Origin of the sequence: Prauserella sp. PE36, from assembly GCF_003311655.1 — a bacterium.
Classification (GTDB): Bacteria; Actinomycetota; Actinomycetes; order Mycobacteriales; family Pseudonocardiaceae; genus Prauserella_A; species Prauserella_A endophytica.
In genome coordinates this window covers 80543-106462 of record NZ_QEQT01000087.1, presented here as the reverse complement: position 1 = coordinate 106462, position 25920 = coordinate 80543, and the positions used below count along the sequence as shown (strand labels likewise).

At 73.0% G+C, this 25920-nt stretch carries 24 protein-coding genes; 8 read left to right on the top strand and 16 right to left on the bottom strand.

All coding sequences use genetic code 11. From position 1 onward, the window contains the following. The first annotated feature begins 14 nt into the window (after window positions 1–14). Both DI005_RS25875 and DI005_RS25870 read left to right on the top strand, forming a co-directional pair. Window positions 15–176, top strand: a complete 162-nt coding sequence (locus DI005_RS25875) for a hypothetical protein (RefSeq protein ID WP_233520317.1) — start codon at window positions 15–17, stop codon at window positions 174–176. Window positions 177–396: 220 nt separating this feature from the next. Then, the gene (locus DI005_RS25870) at window positions 397–1047 is read left to right on the top strand and encodes a response regulator transcription factor (protein ID WP_112267337.1); all 651 of its coding nucleotides are present in this window, start codon (window positions 397–399) and stop codon (window positions 1045–1047) included. A gap of 129 nt (window positions 1048–1176) precedes the next feature. Here DI005_RS25870 and DI005_RS25865 read toward each other — a convergent pair whose 3' ends face one another. From DI005_RS25865 to fdh, 4 genes are all read right to left on the bottom strand, one after another. Then, window positions 1177–1608, bottom strand: coding sequence for a hypothetical protein (locus DI005_RS25865; protein ID WP_137095353.1), 432 nt, complete (start codon window positions 1606–1608; stop codon window positions 1177–1179). 90 nt (window positions 1609–1698) lie between these two features. After that, a complete protein-coding gene (gene nrfD / locus DI005_RS25860) occupies window positions 1699–2631 on the bottom strand; it encodes an NrfD/PsrC family molybdoenzyme membrane anchor subunit (protein ID WP_113643908.1) in 933 nt (310 codons plus the stop codon). Continuing rightward, window positions 2628–3539 carry a 4Fe-4S dicluster domain-containing protein gene (locus tag DI005_RS25855; RefSeq protein ID WP_112267343.1) on the bottom strand — a complete coding sequence of 304 codons (912 nt, stop codon included), beginning with the start codon at window positions 3537–3539 and terminating at the stop codon, window positions 2628–2630. Before DI005_RS25855 ends, nrfD begins: the two co-directional genes overlap by 4 nt. Beyond that, the gene (fdh, locus tag DI005_RS25850) at window positions 3536–6811 is read right to left on the bottom strand and encodes a formate dehydrogenase (protein ID WP_233520316.1); all 3276 of its coding nucleotides are present in this window, start codon (window positions 6809–6811) and stop codon (window positions 3536–3538) included. The genes DI005_RS25855 and fdh overlap by 4 nt, the downstream gene beginning before the upstream one ends. 93 nt (window positions 6812–6904) lie before the next feature. Between fdh and DI005_RS25840 the strand changes: the two genes are divergently transcribed. Then, a complete protein-coding gene (locus DI005_RS25840) occupies window positions 6905–8536 on the top strand; it encodes a RecQ family ATP-dependent DNA helicase (protein WP_113643905.1) in 1632 nt (543 codons plus the stop codon). A gap of 40 nt (window positions 8537–8576) precedes the next feature. Further along, window positions 8577–8927 (top strand): hypothetical protein, encoded by a 351-nt coding sequence (locus tag DI005_RS25835; protein WP_199543221.1) that lies wholly within the window; start codon window positions 8577–8579, stop codon window positions 8925–8927. A gap of 23 nt (window positions 8928–8950) precedes the next feature. Here DI005_RS25835 and DI005_RS25830 read toward each other — a convergent pair whose 3' ends face one another. Next, window positions 8951–10018: an enoyl-CoA hydratase/isomerase family protein gene (locus DI005_RS25830; RefSeq protein WP_113643904.1), complete on the bottom strand. Its 1068-nt coding sequence runs from the start codon at window positions 10016–10018 to the stop codon at window positions 8951–8953. A gap of 46 nt (window positions 10019–10064) precedes the next feature. Here DI005_RS25830 and DI005_RS25825 point away from each other — a divergent pair, with 46 nt between their 5' ends. Beyond that, window positions 10065–10667 (top strand): TetR/AcrR family transcriptional regulator, encoded by a 603-nt coding sequence (locus tag DI005_RS25825; protein ID WP_113643903.1) that lies wholly within the window; start codon window positions 10065–10067, stop codon window positions 10665–10667. Here the strand turns inward: DI005_RS25825 and DI005_RS25820 are convergent. The 10 genes from DI005_RS25820 to paaZ all read right to left on the bottom strand — a co-directional run bounded on the left by DI005_RS25820 (window position 10652) and on the right by paaZ (window position 21732). Next, window positions 10652–12022, bottom strand: coding sequence for an amidohydrolase family protein (locus tag DI005_RS25820; protein WP_170200559.1), 1371 nt, complete (start codon window positions 12020–12022; stop codon window positions 10652–10654). The two genes, DI005_RS25825 and DI005_RS25820, sit on opposite strands and share 16 nt — an antisense overlap. Beyond that, window positions 12019–13491 (bottom strand): CoA transferase, encoded by a 1473-nt coding sequence (locus DI005_RS25815; protein WP_233520315.1) that lies wholly within the window; start codon window positions 13489–13491, stop codon window positions 12019–12021. Before DI005_RS25815 ends, DI005_RS25820 begins: the two co-directional genes overlap by 4 nt. Before the next feature lie 17 nt (window positions 13492–13508). Then, on the bottom strand, window positions 13509–14345 hold the full coding sequence (gene folP, locus DI005_RS25810) for a dihydropteroate synthase (RefSeq protein WP_113644016.1): 837 nt from the start codon (window positions 14343–14345) through the stop codon (window positions 13509–13511). A gap of 665 nt (window positions 14346–15010) precedes the next feature. Continuing rightward, window positions 15011–15952 carry a sensor histidine kinase gene (locus DI005_RS25805; protein WP_113643901.1) on the bottom strand — a complete coding sequence of 314 codons (942 nt, stop codon included), beginning with the start codon at window positions 15950–15952 and terminating at the stop codon, window positions 15011–15013. Between the two features lie 63 nt (window positions 15953–16015). Further along, window positions 16016–17098 (bottom strand): 1,2-phenylacetyl-CoA epoxidase subunit PaaE, encoded by a 1083-nt coding sequence (gene paaE, locus DI005_RS25800; RefSeq protein ID WP_113643900.1) that lies wholly within the window; start codon window positions 17096–17098, stop codon window positions 16016–16018. Between the two features lies 1 nt (window position 17099). Then, the gene (gene paaD / locus DI005_RS25795; protein ID WP_112267359.1) at window positions 17100–17588 is read right to left on the bottom strand and encodes a 1,2-phenylacetyl-CoA epoxidase subunit PaaD; all 489 of its coding nucleotides are present in this window, start codon (window positions 17586–17588) and stop codon (window positions 17100–17102) included. After that, entirely contained in the window at window positions 17582–18463 is an 882-nt protein-coding gene (gene paaC / locus DI005_RS25790; protein WP_113643899.1) for a 1,2-phenylacetyl-CoA epoxidase subunit PaaC, read from the bottom strand. Before paaC ends, paaD begins: the two co-directional genes overlap by 7 nt. A 7-nt stretch (window positions 18464–18470) precedes the next feature. Further along, window positions 18471–18755 (bottom strand): 1,2-phenylacetyl-CoA epoxidase subunit PaaB, encoded by a 285-nt coding sequence (paaB, locus tag DI005_RS25785; protein WP_112267363.1) that lies wholly within the window; start codon window positions 18753–18755, stop codon window positions 18471–18473. Continuing rightward, a complete protein-coding gene (gene paaA, locus DI005_RS25780) occupies window positions 18752–19687 on the bottom strand; it encodes a 1,2-phenylacetyl-CoA epoxidase subunit PaaA (RefSeq protein ID WP_113643898.1) in 936 nt (311 codons plus the stop codon). Before paaA ends, paaB begins: the two co-directional genes overlap by 4 nt. Continuing rightward, on the bottom strand, window positions 19684–21732 hold the full coding sequence (gene paaZ / locus DI005_RS25775; RefSeq protein ID WP_113643897.1) for a phenylacetic acid degradation bifunctional protein PaaZ: 2049 nt from the start codon (window positions 21730–21732) through the stop codon (window positions 19684–19686). The genes paaA and paaZ overlap by 4 nt, the downstream gene beginning before the upstream one ends. Before the next feature lie 55 nt (window positions 21733–21787). On the opposite strand from paaZ, the gene DI005_RS25770 reads away from it, so the two are divergent. Further along, window positions 21788–22573, top strand: a complete 786-nt coding sequence (locus DI005_RS25770; protein ID WP_112267368.1) for an enoyl-CoA hydratase/isomerase family protein — start codon at window positions 21788–21790, stop codon at window positions 22571–22573. Here DI005_RS25770 and DI005_RS25765 read toward each other — a convergent pair. Then, complete coding sequence (locus tag DI005_RS25765; RefSeq protein ID WP_113643896.1) at window positions 22570–23790, bottom strand: thiolase family protein; 1221 nt, start codon at window positions 23788–23790, stop codon at window positions 22570–22572. The two genes, DI005_RS25770 and DI005_RS25765, sit on opposite strands and share 4 nt — an antisense overlap. A 136-nt stretch (window positions 23791–23926) precedes the next feature. On the opposite strand from DI005_RS25765, the gene paaK reads away from it, so the two are divergent. Together paaK and DI005_RS25755 are read left to right on the top strand one after the other, a co-directional pair. Next, window positions 23927–25273: a phenylacetate--CoA ligase PaaK gene (paaK, locus tag DI005_RS25760; RefSeq protein WP_113643895.1), complete on the top strand. Its 1347-nt coding sequence runs from the start codon at window positions 23927–23929 to the stop codon at window positions 25271–25273. A 22-nt stretch (window positions 25274–25295) separates the two neighbouring features. Beyond that, window positions 25296–25913 (top strand): TetR/AcrR family transcriptional regulator, encoded by a 618-nt coding sequence (locus DI005_RS25755; RefSeq protein ID WP_112267374.1) that lies wholly within the window; start codon window positions 25296–25298, stop codon window positions 25911–25913. Window positions 25914–25920: the final 7 nt, after the last annotated feature.

Here is a 25920-nt window from a genome sequence, read left to right as displayed (position 1 = left end):
CAGAGGAGGCAGCCGTGGACACGGTCGGCCGGCTGCCACCGCCGCTTCCGGCCGAGCAGATCATCGCGCTCAACCAGCCGAAGGCCGACCCGCACACCCTCCGGGCCTACGAGTGGAACGGTGGACGTTCGACGTGCCGCCGGGCGTGTTCCTGCCCGGAGCGACGAGCCGCGTGATCCACGAGCGCGTGCTCGACGGGCGCATCGAGGTGCGCGGCCGTCTACGACGGCTTCGACGGCGGACCGTTCGAGCCCGCCGTGGTGCGCAACGTGTGCTTCGGCGCCGGCGTCCACGCGGGACGAGCTTGCGCTGCCGTGGTCACGCATGGCCTGCAGCCGCGCTTCGTTCCCGTGACCTGCGCGTACGCGGGCGGGCACGGACCGCTACCGTTGAGGGGTGCGCGTGCTGGTCACGGAGGACGACGAGAACCTCAGGGTGGCCGTCGAGGCTTCGCTGCGCGGCGCCGGCTTCGCCGTAGACGCGGCCACCGACCTCCCCGAGGCGGACGAGGCGCTGGCCGTCAACGCCTATGACGGAGCCGTGTTCGACCGGATGCTGCCGTCGGGCGATGCGCTGCGGTACGTCGAACACCGCCGGCGGGCCGGGTGGCCCGTGCCCGTGCTGTTCCTGACCGCGCGCGACGCGGTGACCGACCGGATCGCGGGGCTGCGGTGGGGCGACGACTACCTCGTGAAGCCGTTCGCGGTCGCCGAGCTCGTCGCGCGGGTGCGCAGCCTCTGCCGCCGCGGTGCCACGTTGCCCGCGCCGGTGCTGCGGGCCGGGGATCTCGAGCTCGACACGGGGCGGCACGAAGCGCGCCGCGCCGGCACGCTGCTGACCCTGACCACCAAGGAGTTCCTGGTGCTGGAGCGGCTGGTCGCGAAGGGCGGGCCGGTGCCGAGGGCCGAGCTGATCGCCGCGGCGTGGGACGAGCTGGTGCCGCCGGCTTCGAACGTGCTGGACGTGCTCATCGCGCAGCTTCGCCGCAAGCTGGGACCGCCGCCGGTGCTGCACACCGTGCGCGGTGTCGGCTACGTGCTCAGGTGAGGTGACGGCAGTGAAGGCCACCATGCCTGCGTTGAATCGAACACCGCGGCGCGCCAGCGTCTCCGTTCGGGTGGTGGTGGGAGACGGGTGGGCGCAGTGAAGGTGGCCTTCACCGCGGACGAGGGTGACTCAGGAAACGGCGCGGGCCACGCGGGCCTGGGCAGGGAACACCGGCCGGCGCGATGGCGCGCTGAGGTCGAAGTCGGCGCGCACCGTGTGGCCCGTGCCGCCGTCGAGACCGCTCACCGCCGCGAGGGCGCGAACCAACTCGAGGCCGCAGCGTTCCTCGGGCGTGCGCGCCGCGACCGGCGTGGCGAGCCGGTCGAGCTCGACGCGCAGGCGGCGACCCGGTGCGTGGGACAGGCGCAGCCGGACGGAGCGGGAAGCGCCGGTCAGCGCCAGCGTGATCAGCTCGTTGACCAGTAGCTGAGCGTCGGTCACCAGTTGGTGGTCGTACCGGGAGAGCATGGCCCGCACGCGATGTCGTAACGCCGGGAGATCACGTACGCGAGCCGCCCGCCATCCGGTGTCGTCGGCCCACGCCTCATCCGTTTCCGCCACGGTCAATCACCCATCCGCTGTTCGCTCAACGCACGAGAAACCGGAGTACCCTGCCCCACTGATCAACAAACGCGCTCGGTGAGACATCCGTCACACCTTCCGTTGCCGCTGGGGAACCACGACGTACTTCGGATCCTTCGTGGACTCGACGCCGGCCTCGAAGATCCCGAACCGCTGCAGCGCGCTGCCCGCCAGCAACGCCAGACCGGACGCCACGGCCGCGGCGCGGCTGCGCCGGGCGGGAAGCAGCGCCCCGAGCGCGCCGCCGATGGTGAGGCACTCCGACCATTTCCGCAGCCGGTGAGCCTTTCCCGTGCGGTACGCCTCCCCCGCGAGCCCAGAGCGGTGCTCGACGAGCCTGGCCGCCACGCTCTCCAGCGCGGCCCCCGCGACAGCGAGCCTGCGCGCGGGCGCCGCCTCGCTCACGGGCGCGCAAACCAGGCCGAGGCCCGCGCCCGCGGCCGCGGCTGAGCCGGTGAACACGAACGGCAGCTGGCGGTGTGCCTCGTGCCAGGCCGGCACGGCGGTCTGCGAGAGCAGCACCGCCGTGTAGGACGCCACCGCGGGTGCGACGGCGGCGGAGGACAGTCCCGCGGGCCGCGCCAGGCGGCGCAGCAGCCGCCCTGGCAGCCTCTTCCGCCATCCGCGCGGCACCAGCTCGGCGACGGCCGCCGCGCCGGTGCCAGGCCCGTAGGCGACGAGGATCCACGTGCCGACGCTCATCGGCGAGCTCGGCTTGGCCACCCGAAGCATGTGGAGGAAGCGCTCCGGCCTGCCGAGGTCGGCCACCAGCAGATACATGCTCGCGCCGAGCGCGCCCAGCGCGCCGAGCCTGCCCGCCCTGCGCAGGGCGGGGCGGCCCGTCAGGTCGGCCCCGGCGCCGAGCAGCGCCGAGCTCGCGGACAGCCCACCGGTGAACAGGTAGGCCGCGATCTTCCACTCCCACACCGGCGGTTTGAGCACCGGCTGCCCGTAGTAGGAGCGGAACGTCGCCTCGGGCACCACGCTCTCCTGCTGCTTCACCGCGAGCCCCTTCCGAGAAACACCGACACCGCGGCCGCGGCGAAGGCCGACGCCGCCATGCCCGCGTACTTCCACATCGACGGCGCGTCCCTGGTCGGGACCACGGGGTCCGGTGGGAGGCCGTACACCTCGGGTTCGTCCAGCAGCAGGAAGAACGCGCCGTCGCCGCCGACGCCGTCGTCCGGGCTCTCCCCGTAGAGCCGCGCCTCGGGCACGCCGGAGTCGTGCAGGTGCTCGACGCGTTCCCGTGCCCGCTCGCGCAGCTCGTCGAGCGGTCCGAACTGGATGGAGTCGGTGGGGCACGCCTTGGCGCAGGCGGGTTCCAGCCCGTCGCGCAGCCGGTCGTAGCAGAGCGTGCACTTCCAAGCGCGGCCGTCGTCCTCGCGCCGGTCGATCACGCCGTACGGACAGCCGGACACGCAGTAGCCGCAGCCGTTGCAGATGTCGGGTTGCACCACCACGCTGCCGTACTCGGTGCGGAACAGCGCACCGGTCGGGCACACGTCGAGGCAACCGGCGTGGGTGCAGTGCTTGCACACGTCGGAGCTCATCAGCCACCGGAAGTCGGTGCGGCCCTCCTCGCCGGTGCCCGCGCCGGGCAGGTCGAACGACGGCAGGCCGAGGTCGACGACTTCCGAGGCCTCGGCGCGCCGGGGCTCGGGCGGCGCGGGCTGCTCGACGAAAGCGACGTGGCGCCACGAGTTGGCGCCGAGCGTGCCGGTGTTGTCGAACGACATGCCGAGCAGGTCGAATCCGTCGTCGGGGACGCCGTTCCATTCCTTGCACGCCACCTCGCACGCCTTACAGCCGATGCACACCGAGGTGTCGGTGAAGAACCCGACCCTCGGTGGGTGCTCTCCGTAGCCGGTGGCGGTGGCCGGGTCGGTGCGCGCGGCCTCCTCGGTCATCGGTCCTCCTCCCGGTGCACGGTGTCGTGCCGGGTGACGGTGTCGATTCGCGTGCCGGTCTCCGGCGTGACGCCCGCCCGCTGCCGGTACCCGGCGACGTAGTCGAGCAGCGCGGGCCCGCGCGGGCGCCTGCCCGGCCGGACGTCGCACGTGGCGACCTTGGTCTCCTGGATGAAGACGTTCGGGTCGAGCACCACGCCGATCAGGTCGTTCACCACGTCGCCGTCCACCAGACCGGTGTGCCCCCAGTGGTAGGGCATCCACACCTGGTGCACCTCCCTGCCCTCGAGGCGCAGCGGCCGCATCCGGTCGGTGACGAACACGCGCGCGTCCACGGCCGTCCTGCTCGTGATCACGTGCGCCCAGCCGAGATGCGTGAGCCCGCGCTCGGCGGCGAGCCGGGGAGAGACCTCCATGAACAGTTCGGGCTGCAGCTCCGAGAGGTACGGCAGCTGCCTGCTCATCCCACCCGCGGTGTGGTGCTCGGTGAGCCGCGCAGTGGTGAACACGTACGGGAACACCTCGCCACCGCGTTCGGGAGGCGACGGGTTGGACGGGTTCTCCGCGCGGCCGAAGACCTTGCGCGCCGGGTTGCCCTGCTGTGCGTACAGCCGGTTGCGCACGGGCGACTCGTGCGGCTCGTAGTGCGTCGGCAGCGGACCGTCCACCACGCCATTGGGCGCGAACAGCCAGCCCTTGCCGTCGGCCTGCATGACGAACGGGTCGTCGCCGCTCAGCGCGGCCGGGCCGACGGCGTCGTCGGCGGGCCGGTAGTCCGGCGGCTTGTTCTTCTCGAAGTCCGGCACGTCGTGACCGGTCCACTCGCCGCGCTCGGCGTCCCACCACACGAGCGCCTTACGCTCGCTCCACGGTCTTCCGTCGAGGTCGGCGGAGGCCCTGTTGTAGAGCACGCGCCGGTTCAGCGGCCAGGTCCAGCCCCACTCGTTCTCGTAGGGTCCCTGCTCGTCGTGCGGTTCGCGGCGCGCGGCCTGGTTGACGCCATCGGCGAACACTCCACTGTAGATCCAGCAGCCGCACACGGTCGTGCCGTCGGCCCGCAGGTCGAGGTAGCCGTCGACCTCCTTGCCGGTGCGCAGGTCGATGCCGTTGATCCGGCGCAGCACGTCCTCCGCGGACGGTTCGTCCTCTCCCTCCAGCTCGTAGTCCCAGGCGAGGTCGAGCAGCGGGCGGTCGCGCTCGTCGGCGGAGCCCGCGAGCTTCTCCCGCAGCAGGCGCCCGAGATGGTAGATGAACCACAGCTCCGAGCGCTGGTCGCCGCGCGGCTCGACGGCCTTGTCCCGCCACTGCAGCATCCGCTGCGTCTGCGTGAACGTGCCCGCCTTCTCCACGTGCGCGGCGGCCGGGAAGAAGAACACCTCCGTGCGGCACCGCTCGGGCACGATCTCGCCCGTCTCGATCTCCGGGGAGTCCTTCCAGAACTCGGCGCTCTCGATCATCGTGAGGTCGCGCACCACCAGCCAGTCCAGATTGGACATCCCGAGCCGTTGCAGCCGCCCGTGCGCTGAACCGACGGCGGGGTTCTGGCCGAGGAGGAAGTAGCCGAACACCTTGCCGTCGAGCATGTCCAGCACCGTCCGGTAGGTGCCGTGGTCGCCGTTGATGCGCGGCAGGTAGTCGAAGCGGAAGTCGTTCTCCGGCGTCGCCGCCTCACCCCAGTACTCCTTGAGCAGCGAGACCAGGTACGCGTCGGCGTTGCGCCAGAAGCCCTTCTGCCGGTCGCCCCGCACCTTGTGCAGGTAGCTCGGCAGGTCCTCGTGCGAGGTGTCTGGCATCGGCAGGTAGCCGGGCAGCAGGTTGAACAGGGTGGGAATGTCGGTGGAGCCCTGGATGCTCGCGTGCCCGCGCAGCGCGAACACCCCGCCACCCGGCCTGCCGATGTTGCCGAGCAGCAGCTGGATGATCGAGCCTGCCCGGATGTACTGGGCGCCGAGGGTGTGCTGGGTCCAGCCGACGCTGTAGACGAGCGCGGCGGTGCGCTCGCGGCCCGAGTTGGCCGTCCACGCCCGGCACACGCGCAGGAACGTCTCGGCGGGCACGCCGCAGATCTCCTCGACGGCCTCGGGCGTGTAGCGCGCGAAGTGCCGTTTGAGGATCTGGAACACGCAGCGCGGGTGCTTGAGCTCGGGGTCGGCCGCGATCTTGCGCGCGCCTCCCTCGACGCCGGGTCCGCCGGAGCCGAGCTGGTCGGGCCGGGACTGCTCCTTGGCGCGGGTGCCGCCCTCGCCGCTGTCGGTCTGGCTCTCGTACTGCCAGGTGGTGTTGTCGTAGGAGGCGGTCCCTGAGTCGTACCCGCTGAAGAGCCCGTCGAGGTCCTCGGTGTCCTGGAAGCGTTCGTCCACCAGGTACGGCGCGTTGGTGTAGGCGCGCACGTACTCCCGGAAGTCGAGATCGTGCTCCAGGATGTGGTTGATCACACCGCCGAGGAACGCGATGTCGGTGCCGGCGCGCAGCGGCACGTGCAGATCGGCCAGCGCACTGGTGCGCGTGAACCTCGGGTCGATGTGAATCACCTCGGCGCCGCGCGCCTTGGCCTCCATCACCCACTGGAACCCGACCGGGTGGGCCTCGGCCATGTTCGAGCCCATGATGACGATGCAGTCGGAGTTGACGAGGTCCTGCTGGTAGTCCGTCGCCCCGCCGCGACCGAAGGAGGCTCCCAGACCGGGAACCGTGGCGGAGTGTCAAATACGCGCCTGGTTCTCGATCTGGATGGCGCCGAGCGCCGTGAAGAGCTTCTTGATCAGATAGTTCTCTTCGTTGTCCAGCGTCGCGCCGCCGAGGCTCGCGAGGCCCATCGTGCGGCGCAGGCGGTTGCCGTCCTCGTCGGCGTCCTGCCAGCCCTTGCGCCGCGCGTCGAGCACGCGGTCGGCCACCATGTCCATCGCCGTGTCGAGGTCGAGCTCCTGCCACTCGGTGCCGTACGGCGGCCGGTAGAGCACCCGCTCGGCCCGCTGCGGCCCGGTGACCAGCTGCTTGCTCGCCGAGCCCTTGGGGCACAGCCTCCCCCGCGAGATGGGGCTGTCCGGGTTGCCCTCGATCTGGACGACGCGCTCGTCCTTGACGTAGACATGCTGGGCGCAGCCGACCGCGCAGAACGGGCACACCGAGCCGACGACCCGGTCGGCATCGGTGGTGCGTGCCGCGAGCGCCGCCGAGCGCCCCGACTGCGCGGCCTTGCCCCGGCCGGTCCGATCACGTCCGGTCAGCTGCCGGTACACCGGCCACGAGCGGATCCAGTCCGCCAGCCCCATGCTCACATCCTCCTCACTCGCCGTAACGCCTTTCCCCGTGATCACGAGTCCCAAACCCGGGTTTCCGGGGGCGGACCAGGGGAACACCGGGCCATGCCCGACACCTCGATCCCGGGAAGGCTGCGGCGGCTCGCCAGGAAGACCTTCGGCTGGCGCGAGCTGAGCCCCGAGCAGCTCACGGCCATGGAGCACGTGCTCAACGGCGACGACGTGCTCGTCGTGCTGCCGACCGGCTCCGGCAAGTCGGCGATCTACCAGCTGCCCACGATGCTGCTGCCCGGGCCCGCGATCGTGGTGTCGCCGCTGATCGCGCTGCAACGCGACCAGATCGGCAGCCTCGGCGAGGCGGACGCACCCGAGGCCGTCGCGGTGAACTCCGCGCAGGGCGCCCGGGACACCGAGGAGGCGTTCGAGGCGGCCACCGCCGGCGACGCCGAGTACCTGTTCCTCTCCCCCGAGCAGCTGGCCAAGGACGACGTGCTCGACCGCCTCGCGGACAGCGACCCCGCCCTGTTCGTCGTCGACGAGGCGCACTGTGTGTCGGCGTGGGGGCACGACTTCCGGCCCGACTACCTGCGGCTGCGCCACGCCGCCGAGTACGTGGGCAGGCCGCCGGTGCTGGCGCTCACGGCCACCGCGGGCGGACCGGTGCGCGACGACATCGTGGAGAAGCTCGGCCTGCGCGACCCCGCACGGGTCGTGGCCGGCTTCGACCGGCCGAACCTGCACCTCGCGGCACGCGAGACCGCCGACGACGACAGCCGGGTCGAGATCGTCGCGGGGCACGTCACCGGCGCGGCGAAGCCGGGCCTCGTCTACACGGCGACGCGGGCGGACACCGAGCGGCTCGCGGAGGTGCTGCGCGAGCGGGACGTGCGCGCCGAGGCGTTCCACGCCGGGCTCCGCGCCGTCGAGCGCCGGCGCGTGCAGGACGCGTTCATGGCGGGCGACGTGGACGTGGTGGTCGCCACCTCGGCGTTCGGCATGGGCATCGACAAACCCGACGTCCGGTTCGTCGTCCACGCCGCGCCGCCCGACTCGCTCGACTCCTACTACCAGCAGATCGGCCGCGCCGGGCGCGACGGCGAACCCGCCGGGGCGCTGCTGGTGCACCGCGGCGAGGACTTCGGACTGCAGCGCTTCCTCGCCTCGCAATCGCTGGACGAGGCCGCGGTGCGTGAGCTCGCCGACGTGATCCGGCGGCACGAGGGACGGCTCCGCCTCGCCGACGCCGAGGCCGCGACCGGGCGGTCGCACCGCCGCGTGACCCGCGACCTCAACCTTCTCGAACAGGCCGGCGTCGTGCGCAGGACCCGGCGGGGCGAGCTGACGTGGGCAGGCGACGGCACCGACCCGGTGCGCGCCGCGGCGGCGGAGCTGGAGCGACGGCAGCGGCTCGACCGCTCGCGGGTCGAGGTGCTGCGCGAGTACGCCGAGACCAGGACGTGCCGCAGACGGTTCCTCCTCGGCTACTTCGGCCAGGACCTGCCGCGGGCATGCGGGCTCTGCGACCGGTGCGACGCGGGCACCGCCGTCGAGCACGCCCCGGCGGAGGAAACCCGTGCGGAGTTCCCGCTGCGCTCGCGGGTCCGTCACCCCGAGTGGGGCGCGGGCAACGTGGTGGCCCAGGAGGCCGACAGGATCACCGTGCTGTTCGACGACGCGGGCTACCGCACCCTGTCACTCGCCGCGGTCCGCGAGCACGGCCTGCTCACGCACGGGTGAACCTCGGTTGACGTTCCGGCGCCACGGGTAGGCCCTGCCCATGCCCGACACTCCCCCGGACAACGGCGGCAGGCGACCCGTCCCGGCCGGCCGCCGGTGCCACCCCGGCTACGACAACCAGAACCGGCGCACCGCAGGCCGTCGCGGGCCCGCCGCGACGCTCGAGAACGCCCGGTCCCCCGAGAAGATCGGCCACCGCGAGCGCATCCCCGAGCGCGGCAAGCCCACCGACGTAGCCGTGCGTTTCTCCACCGTGATCGGCGGCAGGCACTCCGAGGGGGCCCGCGACCGGCGGCGGCTGCGGAACCTGGGCCACAACGGGCCCCGCGAGGTCAGCGATCTCGTGCTGACGCACTGCGTGCCGGACGAGCGCGCGGCCGTGCCCAGGTGAGGGGGCTCAGAGCACGGGCGCGATCAGGACGGTCCGGACTCGACCGCGTCGACCAGTCCCCACTCCAGTGCCGTGTCCGTGTCGATCGCGCGTCCGGACAACGCCGCGAACAGGGTGCGCCAGCGGCCGATGCGGCGCGGGATGCTCACGGTGCCGCCCGCGCCGGGGAGCAGGCCCATCGACACCTCGGGCAGCCGGAACGTGGTCCCCGGTGCCGCCACGACGCGTCCGGCGAACGCGGGCAGCTCGATGCCGGCGCCGACGCAGCTGCCGTGCACGCGCACCTCGGCGCGCTCCGCCAGCGTGTGCAGCAGCGGCCCGGCGCCCGCTCTCGTGCGCACGAGGTGGGCGGTGGCGAGGTCGGGAGTGGTGCCGAACTCGTCGAGGTCACCGCCCGCGCAGAACGACGGGCCCGCGCCGTCGAGCACGACACGCGTGATCGTGTCGTCCACTGTGGCCAGACGCAGCGCGTCGGTGAGCGCGTCGCGCAGTTCGCGGCCGTAGGCGTTGCGCCGCTCGGGACGGTTGAGCGTGATCCGCAGCAGGCCGTCGGCGCGGGCGAGGAGCACGGGCTCGGCGGCGGGAGGCGGCAGCGGACGCGTGCCCCTGGCGGAGAGCCAGCGGGCGAACTCGGCGCCGCCGAGCAACGTCGAGTAGGCGAACGACTCGACGTCGAGCGCCGCGCGCACGCCCAGCGGTTCCGTGGCACGCAGCACCTGCGCGAGCGTGAGCGTGGCCCTCGGGCACGCCGTGGCCGCCGCGTGCAGGGCCGCGGCGTCGGCCACCGGGTCGCCGCCGCAGGCGAACTCGGGGCCGAGCCGGGCCGCGCCGCCGGGCACGAGCGTGACATCGAGCGCGCGGGCCAGCCCGCGCCACCTCTCGTCCGGCTCGCCGGTCACCACGCCGACGAGCACACGGTGGGCCGTGGCCACCGCGTGCGTGGCGGCGCCGAGCGTGCCGGCGTCCGCGGGGCCGAGGTCCACGAAGAGAAGTGGGTCGATCACCTCGCCGTTCTCGCCGAGAAGCGGCCCCGCCGCGGCGCCCTCGGCGAGGTCGGCGACCGAGCACCGCGGCACGGGAATGCCGTCCATGCGGCGACTGTATCGTCGCGGCCGCCGCCGAGTCTGGGGAGACACCATGACGTGGACTGAGTCATCGGAACGCGGCCGGATCATGGAAGCCGCGTCGCACTGCCTGGCGACGGGCGAGAGGCGAGGAGTGTCGGTGACCGACATCCTCGCGGCCTCGGGTCTGTCCACGCGGGCGTTCTACCGGCACTTCCGGTCCAAGGACTCGCTGCTGCTGGCGATGTTCCGCCGGGACTACGAGCGGGTGCTCGCCGAGCTGCGCGACGCCGCCGCCACAGCCTGCCCCCGGCGGGCGCTCGCGAACTGGGTCGAGGGCATGCTGCGGGTGGCGACCGAGGCGCGCGAAGGGCGGCGCGTGATGTTGCTGGGTTCCCCGGACCTGGCCAGTGCCAGGGGTTTCACGGCGGAGGCGGCGCGCGCGGCGACGGCGCACCAGGCGGCGCTGGCGGAGATCCTGCGCCGGGGCCGCGACGACGGCTCGTTCCCGCTGACCGATCCCGAACCGGACGCGAAGGCCATCCGGGCCGCGCTGCAGGAGACGTTCACCGAACTGCTCTCGGGCGCGTCCACGATGAGCGCCGACGACGCCGCGGCCGAGGTCACGCGCTTCGCCCTGCGCGCGCTCGGGGCGGTGCCTCAGCCCGCGTCGTAGACGAGCGCGCCGCGGCACACCGTCGCCCGCACCGCCCCGGCGCCCGGCTCCCGCAACGCCACGTCCACCGGCACCCGCAACACGCACAGGTCCCCGGGGACGCCCACCGCCACCCGCCTCGGTGCCCCACCCGGATCCTCCAGCGGCGCAAGCAGGCCCGCGAGCACCTCCCCCGCCGCCACCCGCTCGCCTTCGCCCACCACGGCGCCACCGGCCGTGCGGCGGTGCACGGCGGACGCGATCGTGCGCCACGGGTCCTCGCTCGCGAACGGCGCGTCGCTGCTGGGCGCCACGCGGATCCCGGCGCGCCGCAGGCTCGCGTAGCGGTACAGCTCGGTGTGCTCGGCCTCGGGCAGGTCGCGGCGGTACTCCTCACCCCGCTCGGCGACGAACCCCGGCTGGGTCACCACCACCGGCCCCGTCCGGGCCAGCAGCGGCAGCAGGTCGTCGCCCACGATCGCGGCGTGCTCGATCCGGTCGCCGGGCAGCGGGCCTGCCTCGGCCAGCACGGCGAGGGCCACCACCAGCGACTCGCGCGTGACGGCGTGGATCGCCACGGCCCTTCCCACCGCGTGCGCCGCGGTGACCTCGGCGTGCAGCGCGTCCCAGTCGGGCGGCACGTGGTCGGGCGGCAGGATCTTGTGCGGGCCCACCGTCACGCGCTCCGGCAGGACGGCCCCGGCGGGCGCCCCGAGCAGGTGCAGGCGCTGTGGCAGCGCTCCTCCGGCGAGCAGCGCCACGGTGTCGTCGTCGAGGCGCGGCGTCGCGTCGGTGACCCCGGTGATGCCCAGCGCCGCAAGCCGTTTCCCCACGGCCGCCAGGTCAGGGGGCGGGGACGCGCCGAGGCGTTCGCGCAGCAGCGCGTCGGCCCGCCACACCCGCCCGGTGGGCTCCCCGCCGGGGCCCAGCTCGACGCCAGGCTCGTCGCGCAGCCGCAGCGCGGCGAGGGCTTGCGAGTTGAGCATCCACAGCGCGCCACCCCGGTGCTGCACGCGCACCGGCCTGCCCGGCTCGAGCCGGTCGAGCACCGTCCGGTCCAGGATCCCGGCGACGCTCTCGTGGTAGCCGACGCCGCGGACCCACTCGCCGGGCGCGGCCCGCAGCACCACCGCGAGCTCATCGAGGCTCGTGACCTCGGGCGGGCCGCAACGCACCGACTCCCGCGCCGCCGCCAGCGCCAGCAGATGCAGGTGGTGGTCGTGCAGGCCAGGCAACACCGCGCCCCCAGCCGCGTCGAGCACCGTCTCCCCCGGCTCGGGCCGCAGCGTCCCGATCGCGGTGACGCACCCACCGGCGACGCGCACGTCCACGCGCCGTCCGCCGACCTCCCCATCCCGCACCAGCAGCCCGCTCACGCCAGCCCCAGCTCATGGAGGACCGCGGCGGTGTGCTCACCCAGCGCGGGCGCGGGCCGCTCGGGGCGCCTCGGCACGGGGGTCACCTCCGCGGCGGGCTCCGCGGGCGCCGCGCACACGGTCGCCGCGGCCTGCTCCCGCAGGGCCAGGTCGGCCAGCCACGTGCCGCCGCCGAGGCGGCAGGCCACGGCCGCGAAAGCGGCGTGGACACCCGTTAGCGGATCGGCGATGGCGTCCCCGCACGGCGCGGGCGTTCCGGTGTCCCGGTCGAAGGCCACCAGCCCGCCCGCGATCGCGGCGTCGTCGCCGAAGCCGACGGCGTTGTCCCACGGACCCGTGCGGCCGTAGGCCGTGATGCTCACCCAGCACCCGGCCCGCGCGTTCGCCAGCACGTCCTCCGCGACCACGCCCAGCTGGCGCAGAGCCCGTGGCCGTGACCCCTCGATCACGATGTCGGCGGCCCCCACCAGCCCGGCGAGCGCGGTCCTGCCCTCGGGTGTGCCGAAGTCGAGCGCCACCGACTCCTGCCCGCCGTGCAGCAGGTCGTAGAAGGCGGCGGAGCCGTAGCGGGCTCCGTCGGGGCGGTGGGTGCTCTCGACCTTGATCACGCGTGCGCCGAGCAACGTCAGCAGGTGCCCGCACAGCGGGCCTGCCCACAGCGACGACAGGTCGACCACGAGCGTGGGCTCCAGCGTCCACGCCCGCCTGCGCGGCTCGTACCCACCGCCGCCCACCGCGCGACGCACCTCGCCGTTGAGCACAAGGGGCGAGACGGGTGCGGTCTGCCCGCGCGCCGCGAGCTGCTCGTCGGCGGGAGCCGGATGGGCGCCGACCGGCAGGCCCAGCAGGCGGGCGCGCTCGGCCAGCGGCGCGGCGGCCCGCTCGGCGACCAGCTCGGCCAGCATCGGCCACGGGTCGTCGAGTGGCACGGGCGCCTCCAGCCACGCCGGGAGCAGCTCGGCGTCGGAGGCCCTGGCGACGTTGACGCCGAGCCAGCCGTCGGCGGTGCGCAGCAGCCGCAGCGCACCGCCCGCCGACCGGGGAGCGTCCCGGCGCAGCCCGGCCAGCGCGGCGCGCTCGGAGAGCACCTCGGCTCCTGGCAGGGTCACCGGCGAGCCTGCGATGCGGGCGAGCAGCTCGGTGGCCAGCAGAGCACCCCGGGCAGCGCTCGCCGGGATGCCGGGAGCCGCGAGCGGCGGGCCGTCGCGGCGGCCGGTGAGCGCCAGCGCGCCGGAGGCCGCCCAGTCCCCGGCCGCGCTGGTGTCCTCGGTGCGGACGACGGCTCCGTCGTGGCCGGTGCCGGTCGCGTCGAGGACGCCGTCGACGTCGTCGTCCGGTGCGGGCAGGACCGTGGCACCGGCGGCGGCGAGCAGGCGCGCGGCGTGGCGGAGCGCGGGCCCTTCGCCCGTCACCGCCACGCGCATTCCCGTCAGCGGGCCGCCGCTCCGCTGCGCCACCAGGCCCCGCATGCCCCGATTCTGCCCGGTCAGCGCAGACCCCTGAGCACCATGGCGGGCTGCCTGGTGCCCTTGATCACCGAGACCATGTCCAGCGTCTGGCACGTCTCGGCGACGTTGTGGGCCCGGAACACCGCCACGCCCTCCCACGCGCACACGGCCGTGGCGGCGAGCGTGCCGTACAGCCGCTCCCCCACGTCGGCGCCGAGCGACTCGCCCACGAAGTCCTTGTTGGACAGCGCGACCAGCACGGGCCAGCCGGTGGCGACGAGCCTGCCGATCTCGCGCGTGAGCGTGAGCGAGTGCCACGTGTTCTTGCCGAAGTCGTGGGTCGGGTCGATGAGGATGCCCTCGGCGGGCACCCCGCGGGCCACCAGCTCGCCCGCTCGCCGGGTGACCTCGTCGACCACGTCGGCGACCAGCTGGGGGTAGGTGACCCGGTGCGGGCGGGTGCGTGGCACGGCGCCGCCGGTGTGGGAGCAGACGTAGCCCGCGCCGAACTCGGCGGCCACGTCGGCGAGCCGTGGGTCCGCACCGGCCCACGTGTCGTTGAGCAGGTCGGCGCCCTCCTGGCAGGCGAGCCTGCCGATCTCGTGGCGCCAGGTGTCGACACTGATGACGAGCTCGGGGAAACGGGCGCGCACCTCCGCGACGAAGGGCACGACGCGGCGGGTCTCCTCGGCCACGTCGACGTCGCTGCCGGGTCCGGCCTTGACGCCGCCGATGTCGATGATGTCCGCGCCGTCCTCGACGGCCCGTTCGACGGCCGCCATGGCCTCGCCGGTGCCGTACGTGGCGCCCCGGTCGTAGAACGAGTCGGGTGTGCGGTTGACGATCGCCATCACCAGCGGGCGGTCCCGCCTCATCGGACGGCCCCGGAACCGGATCTCGCGCGGCGTGACGCCTTCCATACCACTTCCTTGCGACGTTGCGGACGACCAAACCGAGTATGCCCGCGCGAGTCGTGCACCCCCGCACGCGAGTCCCCCGCTCCAGACCGCGAGTCCCCCACTCCAGACCGCGAGTCCCCCGCTCCGGACGGCGAGTTCCCCGCTCCGGACGGCGAGTCCCCCGCTCCAGACCGCGAGTCCCCCGCTCCAGACCGCGAGTCCCCCGCTCCAGACCGCGAGTCCCCCGCTCCGGACGGCGAGTTCCCCGCTCCGGACGGCGAGTCCCCCGCTCCAGACCGCGAGTCCCCCGCTCCAGACCGCGAGTCCCCCGCTCCAGACCGCGAGTCCCCCGCTCCGGACGGCGAGTTCCCCGCTCCGGACGGCGAGTTCCCCGCTCCGGACGGCGAGTTCTGCGTTCCGGATCGCGCCCGCCGGCTTCCGCCCGTCCCGGCAGGCGTGCGCGTAGCCGAGCGAGCGCATGACTCGTCGTCTGAAGCGCACGACTCGCGGTCCTGAGCGGGGAACTCGCGGGCCTGAACGGGGGACTCGCCGGCCTAAGCGGGGAACTCGCCGGCCTAAACGGGGGACTCGCCGGCCTGAACGGGGAACTCGCCGGCCTGAGCGGGGGACTCGCGGAGCCGTCAGCGGAGTGGCGGCAGCGCTCGGCCACCGCGGAGCCGGACGGTGAACCCGTCGGGAGCGGCGATGAGCGCGACATCGATGTCGAGCTGGTGGGTGAGCCAGAGCCCGAGGCCGGAGCGGGTCACGGAATCGGCGACGGGCATGAGCCCGGCGAGCCGGTCGCGCGGGCCAGGGCCGCTGTCGTGCACGTGCACGACAACGCGCCCGTCTGCCGCCCAGATCCGGACCGTTGTCGGCGCCACCCCGTGGATCTGGGCGTTGCTGGTCGCCTCGGAGATGCCGAGCACGAGATCGTCGACCACGGCGTCCGCCACCTGCGAGCGCGCGACACGTTCCAGCGCGTGCCGCGCCTGGGCAGGCGCCGGGTCGGCCAGCTCCACCAGGGGCTGCGTCTCCTCCAGCGGATCCGGTTCGGCGGGCAGTCCCACGAACGACGCCGGGTCCTCGTAACGCCCGCTCGGCACGCGCCCGCCAAGGGGTGTCACCAGGTGCCGGTGGGTCCGCTCCACCACGTCGCGCACCTCGGGAGCGACTGTCGTCGCGTCGTAGAGGCAGACGCTGCGCACGGGGAGGTCGTCCCACACCACGTTCACCGCGGCCTCGTAGCGGTCCCAGCCGTCGAACCGGCCCCCGTTGCCCGCGTGCGGCACGTCACCCGCGACGCGGATCTGCCGTGCGCCCTCCGCGACGTGCCGCTCGAACAGCCGCCGGTACTCCGCGATCGCCTTGGCGGGGCTCGCGTACACGCTCCGGTCGGCGACGAAGGTGACACCCGAAGGGTCGGCCAGCCACGACCGCAGCAGTTCGGACTTGTGCTCGTCGTAGCCGATCACCACCGGCGCGCCCTGAGCGAGACCTTCCTCGACGAACGGAACGATCAGCGCGCGGAACTCGTCCTCGGACGAGTAGAAACCGGCCTGGTGAACGTGCCCGACACGCATCGCCCCACCATATCCGCGCACTCCGCACGGGGCATCTTCTACAAGGGACGTGATGGCCGTCACTCACGCGTCGAAGTCGACCGTGAGCCTCTCCGACACCGGTAGCGACTGGCAGGTGAGGACGAAACCGGCGTCCACTTCGGACTCCTCGAGCGCGAAGTTGCGCCGCATGTCCACCTTGCCCGTGGTGACCTTGGCCCGGCAGGTGCCGCACACGCCGCCCTTGCAGGCAAATGGCAGATCGGGCCTTGCACGCTGGGCGCCGTCGAGCACCGAGCGGTCCTGCGGCACGGCGACCGTCGTGGATCTGCCGTCGAGCACGATCGTCACGTCGCTGGCGATGCCGTCGACGGGCGCCTCCTCGTGCCGGACCGGCGTGGGCGGCGTGCCGTCGACGAAGAACAGCTCCTGGTGGATCCGCTCCGCGGGCACGCCCGCGGCCCGCAGCTCCTGCTGCGCCGTGGTGACCAGCTCGAACGGTCCGCACAACCACCAGTGGTCCACCCGCGTGAGATCCCCGAGCAGAGGCCGCAGGGCGGCGAGCTTCTCCGCGTCGAGCCGGCCGGTGAACAGCTCGACCTCGCGCGGTTCCCGGGAGAGCACGTGCACCAGTTCCAGCCTCGCCGGGTAACGGTCCTTGAGGTCGGCCAGCTCGTCGGCGAACATCACGGTGTCCGTGCGCCGGTTGCCGTACAGCAGGGTCACGGTGGCGTCGGGCTCGCGCAGCACCGTCGCGGCGATCGAGAGCACCGGCGTGATCCCGGAACCGGCCGCGATCAGCACGTGGTGCCCCGGCACGGCCGGGTCCGGTGTGAAGCTGCCCGTGGGCGTGCCGACCTCGATCACGTCGCCCGGCCGGACGTCGCGCACCAGCCATGTGGAGAACAGGCCGTCGGGCACCTCGCGCACGCCGATCCTCGGCGCCGCCCCCTCGGGCGCACAGATCGAGTAGGACCGCCGTTCCTCGCGGCCATCGACCGCGCGCCGCAGCGTCAGCGACTGGCCCGCGCGGAACGCGTAGCGCTCGGCCAGCTCACCGGGGACGTCGAAGCTGATCGCCGCCGCGTCGTCGCACAGCGGCGTCACCTCGGCAACGGTCAGCGCGTGGAACTCGCCTCGCAGCCGGGACTTCGTGCTCGCGGTCAACTCAGATCTCCTTGACGTGTTCGAACGGTTCGCGGCACGCGCGGCAGCGGTGCAGCGCCTTGCACGCGGTGGCACCGAACTCCGAGAGCCGCTCGGTCTCGGCCGACCCGCAGCGCGGGCAGCGCACGCGCCGGGCAGGCGGGCCGAGCGTGAGGGGGACCGGCCCCGACCGCCTCGGGGCGGCGCCGGGCGGTGAGATGCCCGCCTCGGCGAGCTTGCGGCGGCCGTCCTCGGTGATCCAGTCGCTCGACCACGCGGGCCGCAGCACCGTGCGCACCTCGACCTCGGCGTAGCCGGCCGCCCGGAGCGCGTGGACGAGATCGTCGCGCATCGTGTCCATGGCGGGGCAGCCGCTGTAGGTCGGGGTGATCGCCACGACCACCTTGCCGTCCTCTTCGGACACCTCGCGCAGCACGCCGAGGTCGGCGAGGGTGAGCATCGGCAGCTCCGGGTCGGTCACCCGAGAGGCGACGGCCTGTGCGGTCACCATGTCGCCTCCGGGTGCGCCCTCGCGACGCTCTGCAGCTCGGCGAGCAGGTAGCCCATCGTCTCGGTGTGCACGCCGTGGCGGCCGGCTTTGCCCGCCACACCGGGGATCGCGGCGGCCTCGGGAACCTCGAGCGTCGCCGCCCGCAGCACCTGCCCGAGCACGTCGTCGAACTCCGCCCGCGTCGCCGAGGGGTCCACCGCGACACCGGCCCCGGCGAGCCGCAGCTCCACGGGGTGCGGGGTGAACAGCTCGTCCGCGTACGGCCACACCGACGCCAGCCCCGCCGTCATGCGCTCACGGGAGTACTCGGTGCCGTCGCCGAGGCGGACGGCCCACTGCGCGGCGTAGTCGCGGTGGTAGGTCACCTCCTTGACGCCCTTGGCGGCGATGGCGGCCAGCACGGGGTCGCGGGACTCCACGAGCCGCTGCAACAACGCGAGCCGCCACGTGGAGAACACCAGCAGACGCGCGATCAGCTCGCCGAAGTCGCCGCGCGGCAGCTCTGCCAGCCGCACGTTGCGGAACTCGTTCTCCGCGCGGAAGAACGCGTAGTGGTCCTCGCCCCGGTCGCCGTCCTCGGCTTTGCCCGCACGGGCCAGCAGCAGCCGTGCCTGACCGAGCAGATCGAGGCCGATGTTGGCGATCGCCACCTCGTCCTCCAGCTCGGGCGCGTTTGTGCACCACTCCTGCAGCCGGTGCGAGAAGATCAGCGCGTCGTCGCCGAGCATCAAGCAGTACGCCGCGAGGTCGGCACCGTCCACTCCGGACGGAACGGTGGCGTCGACCCCGGACAGCGGGTCCTCGAAGCCGGTGCCGAAGGCCCAGCGGGAGTCGTTCTCCTCGGTGATCGCCTCGTAGGCGTTGTCAAAGGACATCGCGGGCTCACATGTGGGGGACGTGGTCGGGAATGTCGTAGAACGTGGGGTGGCGGTACACCTTGTCACCGCTCGGCGCGAAGAAGGGGTCCTTCTCGTCCGGGCTGGACGCGGTGATGTCGGCGGCCTTGACCACCCAGATGCTCACGCCCTCGTTGCGCCGCGTGTAGAGATCGCGCGCGTGGTGCAGCGCCATCTCGTCGTCGGCGGCGTGCAGCGAGCCGACGTGCACGTGGTTGAGGCCACGCTTGCCCCGAACGAACACCTCGTACAACGGCCATTCGCTCCTCATGCCGCACTCCCCTGTCGTTCGTCGATCTTGCGGGCGTGGGCGGCCGCTGCCTCACGCACCCAGGCGCCCTCGTCGTGCGCGGCCTTGCGGTGCGCGATCCGCTGGGCGTTGCACGGTCCGTTGCCGGAGACGACCTGCTTGAACTCGGCCCAGTCGATCTCGCCGAAGTCGTGGTGCCCGCGCGCGGCGTTCCACTTCAGCTCGGGGTCGGGCAGTGTCACGCCGAGCGCATCGGCCTGCGGCACCGTCATGTCCACGAACCGCTGGCGCAGCTCGTCGTTGGTGTGCCGCTTGACCTTCCACGCCATCGACTGCGCCGTGTGCGGCGAGTCGGCGTCGGGCGGGCCGAACATCATCAGCGACGGCCACCACCAGCGGTTCACCGCCTCCTGCACCATCTCGCGCTGGCCCCGCGTACCGCGCATCATCGTCATCAGCAGCTCGTAGCCCTGCCGCTGGTGGAACGACTCCTCCTTGCAGATGCGGATCATCGCCCGCGCGTAGGGCCCGTACGACGACCGGCACAGCGGCACCTGGTTGCAGATGGCGGCGCCGTCCACGAGCCAGCCGATCACGCCGACGTCGGCGAAGGTCAGCGTCGGGTAGTTGAAGATCGACGAGTACTTCTGCCCGCCGGTGATGAGCTTCTCGGTCAGCTCAGCGCGGTCGGCGCCCAGCGTCTCGGCGGCGGAGTACAGGTACAGCCCGTGCCCGGCCTCGTCCTGCACCTTGGCGAGCAGGATCGCCTTGCGCCGCAACGACGGCGCCCGCGTGATCCAGTTGCCCTCTGGCTGCATGCCGATGATCTCTGAGTGCGCGTGCTGCGCGATCATGCGCACCATCGTCGAGCGGTAGGCGTCGGGCACCCAGTCCCTCGGCTCGATCCGCTGGTCGCGGGCGATGGTCTCCTCGAACGTCAGTTCCAGGCTCACTGCGTGACCTCCTTCGCGACGAGGGTGAGCACGTCGTATTTCGCCACCGACTCGCCGTCGGCGTTGGTGACGTCGGTGTCCCAGCGCACCTCGCCGTAGTCGGCGTTCTCGCGCGGGGTGATCTGCTTGCACGTCAGCGTCACGGTCAGCTCGTCCCCGGGCTTGACGGGCGTGAGGAACCGCAGGTTCTCCAGCCCGTAGTTGGCGAGCACGGGACCCGGCTCCGGCGAGACGAACAGGCCGGCCGCGAACGACACCACGAGGTAGCCGTGCGCCACGATCCCGCCGAACAGCGGGTTCGCCGCGGCGGCGGCCTCGTCGGTGTGGGCGTAGAACGTGTCGCCGGTGAACTCGGCGAAGTGGGCGATGTCCTCGGGCGTGACACGGCGCGGGCCCGCCACCACGGTGTCGCCGACGCGCAGCTCGGCCAGCGACTTGCGGAAGGGGTGCGTGCCCTCCTGCCGGGGTGCGCCCGCGACCCACTGGCCGGTGACCGCCGACAGGACCTTCGGGCTGGCCTGCACGGCGGTGCGCTGCATGTGGTGCAGCACGCCGCGGATGCCGCCCATCTCCTCGCCGCCGCCGGCGCGGCCGGGTCCGCCGTGCACGAGCGCGGGCAAGGGCGAGCCGTGCCCGGTGGACTCCTTGGCGTCGTCGGCGTCGAGCACCAGCAGCCTGCCGTGCCACGGCGCGACGCCGAGCACCACGTCGCGGGCGAACGCCGGGTCGCCGGTCACCACCGACCCGGCGAGGCTGCCCTGGCCGCGCGCGGCCAGCTCGACCACCTGCTCGGTGGACGTGTAGGGCATCAGCGTCGACACGGGGCCGAAGGCCTCGACCTCGTGCGGCTCGGCGCGGTCGGGGTCGTCGGCGCGCAGCAGGACCGGGGAGATGAAGGCCCCGCGCTCGGCGTCGGCGTCGACCACGTCCACGTGCTCGGGGTCGCCGAAGACGAGGCGACCCGCCTCGCTGAGCCCCTTGAGCGAGCGGCGTACCTCCTCGCGCTGCTCGAGGCTCGCGAGCGCGCCCATCCGCACGCCCTCGCTCGACGGGTTGCCGACGGTGGTCTTCGCCAGCCGGGCGCTGACGGCCTCCGCGACGTCGTCCAGCAGTTCGGCGGGGACGAACGCGCGCCGGATCGCGGTGCACTTCTGGCCCGCCTTCACGGTCATCTCGGTGACCAGCTGCTTGACGTAGAGGTCGAACTCCGCCGTGCCCGGCTTCGCGTCGGGGCCGAGGATCGAGCAGTTCAGCGAGTCGGCCTCGGCGTTGAACCGCACCGAGTGCCGCACGATCGCCGGGTGTGCGCGCAGCCGCTGCGCGGTGGAGGCCGAGCCGGTGAACGACACGAGGTCCTGGCCGGTGACGTGGTCGAGCAGGTCACCGGCGCCGCCACACACGAGCTGCAGCGTGCCCTCCGGCAGCAGGCCGGAGTCGATGATCAGCTCGACGAGCTTCTGCGTCAGGTACGCCGTCTGGCTCGCGGGCTTCACCAGGCTCGGCACCCCGGCGAGGAATGCGGGACCGAACTTCTCCAGCGGCCCCCACACCGGGAAGTTGAAGGCGTTGATCTGCACCGCGACGCCCCGCAGCGGGGTCGCGATGTGCCTGCCGGCGAACGTGCCGCCCTTGCTCAGCGGTTCGACGGCGCCGTCGACGTAGACCGTGTCGTTGGGCAGCTCGCGGCGGCCCTTGCTCGCGTAGGCCAGCAGCACGCCGATGCCGCCGTCGACGTCGAACTTCGAGTCGCCGAGCGTGGCGCCGGTGCGCGCCGAGAGCGCGTACAGCTCGTCCCGGTGCTCGCGCAGGTGCCCGCCGAGCGCCTTGAGCAGCGCCGCCCGCTGGTGGAACGTCAGCTCCCGGAGCGCGGGGCCGCCGACCCTGCGGCCGTGCTCCAGCGCGGCACCCATGTCGATGCCCTCCGAGGAGATGCGGGCGACCTCCTCACCCGTCACCGCGTCGTGCAGCGGCGCACCGTCCCCGGACGGGGCGTGCCACCCGCCGCTCACGTAGCTGCGCAACAGCGCCGTCGCGTGCTCACCCATCGAGCCTCCTCGAATTACCAACCGAACGTTCAGAAAGTGATGGTAGCGTGCTCGCATGGCTGACGAAAGCAGGAGCACCGAAGTCCGCGTCGAAACCGAGCACGCGGTGGCCACGGTCACCCTGAGCACCCCGGCGCTGACCAGGCGGAGCAAGACCGCGCTGCGCGAAGCGCTGGAGAGCCTCGCCGCCGACGACGCCGTGCGGGCCGTGGTGCTCACCGGCAGTGGAAAGGCGTTCTGCGTCGGGCAGGACCTCGCCGAGCACGCGGAGGCGCTGCGCGCCGACCCCGCGACCGCGTTCGCGACCATCGACGAGCACTACAACCCGATCGTGACCGCGCTCGCGACCATGCCGAAGCCCGTGGTCGCCGCCGTCAACGGCACGTGCGTGGGCGCGGGGCTCGGGCTCGCGCTCGCGTGCGACGTGCGCGTGGTGGCCGACACGGCCCGCTTCGGCACGGCCTTCACCGGCATCGGCCTGGCCCCCGACTCGGGCCTGTCCGCTACACTGGCGCGGGCCGTCGGCGTCGCGAGGGCGAGCGAGCTGATCCTGCTCGCCGAGCCGTTCACCGCGGAGCAGGCGCGCGACTGGGGCATCGCGGGCCGCGTGGTGCCCGCGGCCGAGCTGGCGGGAGAGGCCGCCAGGCTCGCCGCCCGCCTCGCCGGGGGCCCGACTCTGGCCTACGCCGAGGCCAAGCGCGCGCTGGCCTCGGCGTTCCCGCTCGCCGACGCGCTCACCACGGAGGGGGCGGCGCAGGCCCGGCTTGGCCTCACCGCCGACCACCGCGGAGCCGTCGAGGCGTTCCTCGCCAAGGAGAAGCCGACCTTCGCAGGTCACTAGACGCGTTCGACGAGCAGCGCGACGCCCTGACCGACGCCGACGCAGAGCGTGGCGAGCCCGCGCCTGCCCTGCTCGCGCTCCAGCCTGCCGAGGAGGGTGACCACGAGGCGGGCCCCCGAGCAGCCGAGCGGATGCCCTAGGGCGATCGCGCCGCCGTCGGCGTTGACGCGCTCCTCGTCGAGCTTGAGCCGCCGCAGCACCGCGAGGCTCTGCGCGGCGAAAGCCTCGTTGAGCTCCACGGCGTCGAGGTCGGCGACGCCGAGCCCGGTGCGGCGCAGGAGCTTCTCCGTCGCGGGGACGGGCCCGAGACCCATCAGGTGCGGGGCGACGCCCGCGCTCGCCCCGGCGACCACGCGAGCCCTCGGCGTGAGCCCGTGCCGGCGCACGGCCTCCTCACCGGCGAGCACGAGCGCGGCGGCGCCATCGGACAGCGGCGAGGAGGAGCCGGCCGTGACGATCCCGTCCTTGCGGAACACCGGGCGCAGCGAGCCGAGCTTGTCCAGCGTGGTCCCCCTCCGCGGCCCCTCGTCGACGGCGAACTCGCCGTCGCCGACGGGCACGGGCACGATCTCGCCGGCGAAGCGGCCGGCGTCGATCGCCGCGATGGCCCGCTGGTGGCTGCGCAGGGCGAACTCGTCGCACTCCCGGCGCTCGAGCCCGTCGAGCAGGGCGACCTCCTCGGCCGTCTCCCCCATCGGCAGCGTCACCTTGCGCACGTCCGGGCCCGCGCCCGGCGCGACGGCGCGGTCGTGGGCGGTGAACTCCGGGTTGGTGAAGCGCCAGCCCAGCGACGTGTCGGCCACCTCGCCCGGGCGCGCCCACGGTGTGCCCGGCTTGGCCATCACCCACGGCGCACGCGTCATCGACTCGACGCCGCCCGCCACCACGACGTCGGCCTCGCCGGCGCGGATCGTCGCCGCCGCGGTCGCGACGGCGGTGAGCCCGCTGGCGCACAGGCGGTTGACGGTGTAGCCGGGCACCTCGTCGGGCAGCCCCGCCAGCAGTGCGGCCATGCGGGCGACGTTGCGGTTGTCCTCGCCGGCCTGGTTGGCGGCGCCGAGGATCACCTCGTCCACCGCCTCGCCGTCGACGCCTGCCCGCCGCAGCGCCTCGGCCACGACGTGCCCGGCGAGGTCGTCGGGTCGCACCCCGGCCAGCGCCCCGCCGTACCGCCCCTGTGCGGTACGGACCCCATCGACCACGAACACCTCGGACATGGCTCTCCTCTTGACATCCACTTACGCGCTGACCTTTACTGAAGTGCCATTAATAACCGTCCATTCGGTCAGTTAGCAAGGCGGCGCAGGCTCCGGAGTCCGGGGTCACACCCGCCACGCGGAGGAGTTCCCGAGCATGACCACCACGCACAGCGAAGTGCCGAGCACCCGGCGACTGGGCACCGCCCCGGCCGTCGACGACTTGTCACCCGCCGAGCGGACGAGCGTCGACGAGCTGCGCGCGATCCAGCTCGAGCGTCTACAGTGGACACTCCGCCACGCTTACGAGAACGTGCCCTTCTACCGCCGGAAGTTCGACGAGGCCGGCGTGCATCCCTCCGACTGCCGCGAGCTGGCCGATCTCGCGAAGTTCCCCTGCACCACCAAGCACGACCTGCGCGACAACTACCCGTTCGGAATGTTCGCCGTCCCACAGGACCAGGTGCGCCGCATCCACGCCTCCAGCGGCACCACCGGCAAGCCCACCGTCGTCGGCTACACCGAGGACGACATCGACACGTGGGCGACAGTGATGGCCCGCTCGATCTTCGCCGCGGGCGGGCGGCCAGGCCACAAGGTGCACGTGGCGTACGGCTACGGTCTGTTCACCGGCGGGCTCGGCGCCCACTACGGCGTCGAGAAACTCGGCTGCACCGCGATCCCCGCGTCGGGCGGCATGACCGCGCGGCAGGTGCAGATCATCACCGACTTCCGTCCCGAGATCATCATGGTCACGCCGTCGTACATGCTCACGCTGCTCGACGAGTTCGAACGGCAGGGCATCGACCCGCGCACCAGCTCCCTTCGCGTCGGCATCTTCGGCGCCGAGCCGTGGACGGAGCAGATGCGCCGCGAGATCGAGGAGCGCATGGACCTCGACGCCGCGGACATCTACGGGCTGTCCGAGGTGATGGGTCCCGGTGTGGCGCAGGAGTGCGTGGAGACCAAGGACGGCCTGCACGTCTGGGAGGACCACTTCTACCCCGAGGTCGTCGACCCCATCGAGGGCACGGTGCTGCCCGACGGCGAGGGCGGCGAGCTGCTGTTCACCTCGCTCACCAAGCAGGCGATGCCGATCATCCGCTACCGCACCCGTGACCTCACCACGCTGCGGCCCGGCACCGCGCGCCCGGCGTTCCGCCGCATGGACAAGGTCACCGGCCGCAGCGACGACATGATCATCCTGCGTGGCGTCAACGTCTTTCCCACCCAGATCGAGGAGATCGTGCTCGGCACGGCGGGACTCGCCCCGCACTTCCAGATCAAGCTCACGCGCCGCGACCGCATGGACAACCTGACCGTCGTGGTGGAGGCACACGGCGACACCACCGCCGAGCGCCGCGCGGACGCGGCTCGCGAGATCGCGGCCAGGGTCAAGGACGGTGTCGGCGTGAGCGTCGGTGTGGAGGTGGTCGACCCGGAGACCCTCGAACGGTCGGTTGGCAAACTGCGCCGGGTGGTCGACCAGCGGCCGCCCGCCTGAGCGGACCTGGGATAATGCGGCCATGACCGACACCTCGCCGAACCGGCCGGCCAAGCGCGGCAGGCCGGGCTACGACCTCGAGTCCTTGCTGGCGGTGGCGGTCAAGCTGTTCAACGAGCGCGGATACGACGGCACGAGCATGGAGGATCTTTCCCGCAAGCTCGGCATCACCAAGTCCGCGATCTACCACCACGTGCCCAGCAAGCAGGAGCTGCTACGGCTGGCCGTGAACCGAGCGCTGGACGGCCTGTTCGCCGAGGTGGACAAACTGGACACCGTCGAGGGGCGCGCGATCGACCGGCTCGAGCACCTCGTGCGCGGCAGCGTCGCGGTGCTGGTGGACCAGCTGCCGTTCGTCACGCTGCTGCTGCGCGTGCGCGGCAACACCAAGGTGGAGCGCGACGCGCTCGCGCGAAGGCGCGAGTTCGACCACATCGTCACCGACCTGGTTGGCAAGGCGATCGCCGACGGCGACCTGCGTGCCGACGTCGATCCGGCCACCGCCGCCCGGCTGCTGTTCGGCATGGTCAACTCGCTCATCGAGTGGTACCGCCCCCGGGGTGGGCTGCGCGCGCCCGAACTGGCCGGCATGGTGGCCACGGTCGCCTTCGACGGCCTGCGCGTGCGCGGCGAGGCCTGAACCCGTA

Bases quoted from the DNA above. Each gene is read 5' to 3' on its own strand.
- DI005_RS25855 (WP_112267343.1), bottom strand. From the start codon at position 3,539: ATGACCGAGGAGGCCGCGCGCACCGACCCGGCCACCGCCACCGGCTAC.
- DI005_RS25840 (WP_113643905.1), top strand. From the start codon at position 6,905: ATGCCCGACACCTCGATCCCGGGAAGGCTGCGGCGGCTCGCCAGGAAG.
- DI005_RS25835 (WP_199543221.1), top strand. From the start codon at position 8,577: ATGCCCGACACTCCCCCGGACAACGGCGGCAGGCGACCCGTCCCGGCC.
- DI005_RS25830 (WP_113643904.1), bottom strand. From the start codon at position 10,018: ATGGACGGCATTCCCGTGCCGCGGTGCTCGGTCGCCGACCTCGCCGAG.
- DI005_RS25825 (WP_113643903.1), top strand. From the start codon at position 10,065: ATGACGTGGACTGAGTCATCGGAACGCGGCCGGATCATGGAAGCCGCG.
- DI005_RS25815 (WP_233520315.1), bottom strand. From the start codon at position 13,491: ATGCGGGGCCTGGTGGCGCAGCGGAGCGGCGGCCCGCTGACGGGAATG.
- folP (WP_113644016.1), bottom strand. From the start codon at position 14,345: ATGAGGCGGGACCGCCCGCTGGTGATGGCGATCGTCAACCGCACACCC.
- DI005_RS25805 (WP_113643901.1), bottom strand. From the start codon at position 15,952: ATGCGTGTCGGGCACGTTCACCAGGCCGGTTTCTACTCGTCCGAGGAC.
- paaD (WP_112267359.1), bottom strand. From the start codon at position 17,588: ATGGTGACCGCACAGGCCGTCGCCTCTCGGGTGACCGACCCGGAGCTG.
- paaC (WP_113643899.1), bottom strand. From the start codon at position 18,463: ATGTCCTTTGACAACGCCTACGAGGCGATCACCGAGGAGAACGACTCC.
- paaB (WP_112267363.1), bottom strand. From the start codon at position 18,755: ATGAGGAGCGAATGGCCGTTGTACGAGGTGTTCGTTCGGGGCAAGCGT.
- paaZ (WP_113643897.1), bottom strand. From the start codon at position 21,732: ATGGGTGAGCACGCGACGGCGCTGTTGCGCAGCTACGTGAGCGGCGGG.
- DI005_RS25770 (WP_112267368.1), top strand. From the start codon at position 21,788: ATGGCTGACGAAAGCAGGAGCACCGAAGTCCGCGTCGAAACCGAGCAC.
- DI005_RS25765 (WP_113643896.1), bottom strand. From the start codon at position 23,790: ATGTCCGAGGTGTTCGTGGTCGATGGGGTCCGTACCGCACAGGGGCGG.
- paaK (WP_113643895.1), top strand. From the start codon at position 23,927: ATGACCACCACGCACAGCGAAGTGCCGAGCACCCGGCGACTGGGCACC.
- DI005_RS25755 (WP_112267374.1), top strand. From the start codon at position 25,296: ATGACCGACACCTCGCCGAACCGGCCGGCCAAGCGCGGCAGGCCGGGC.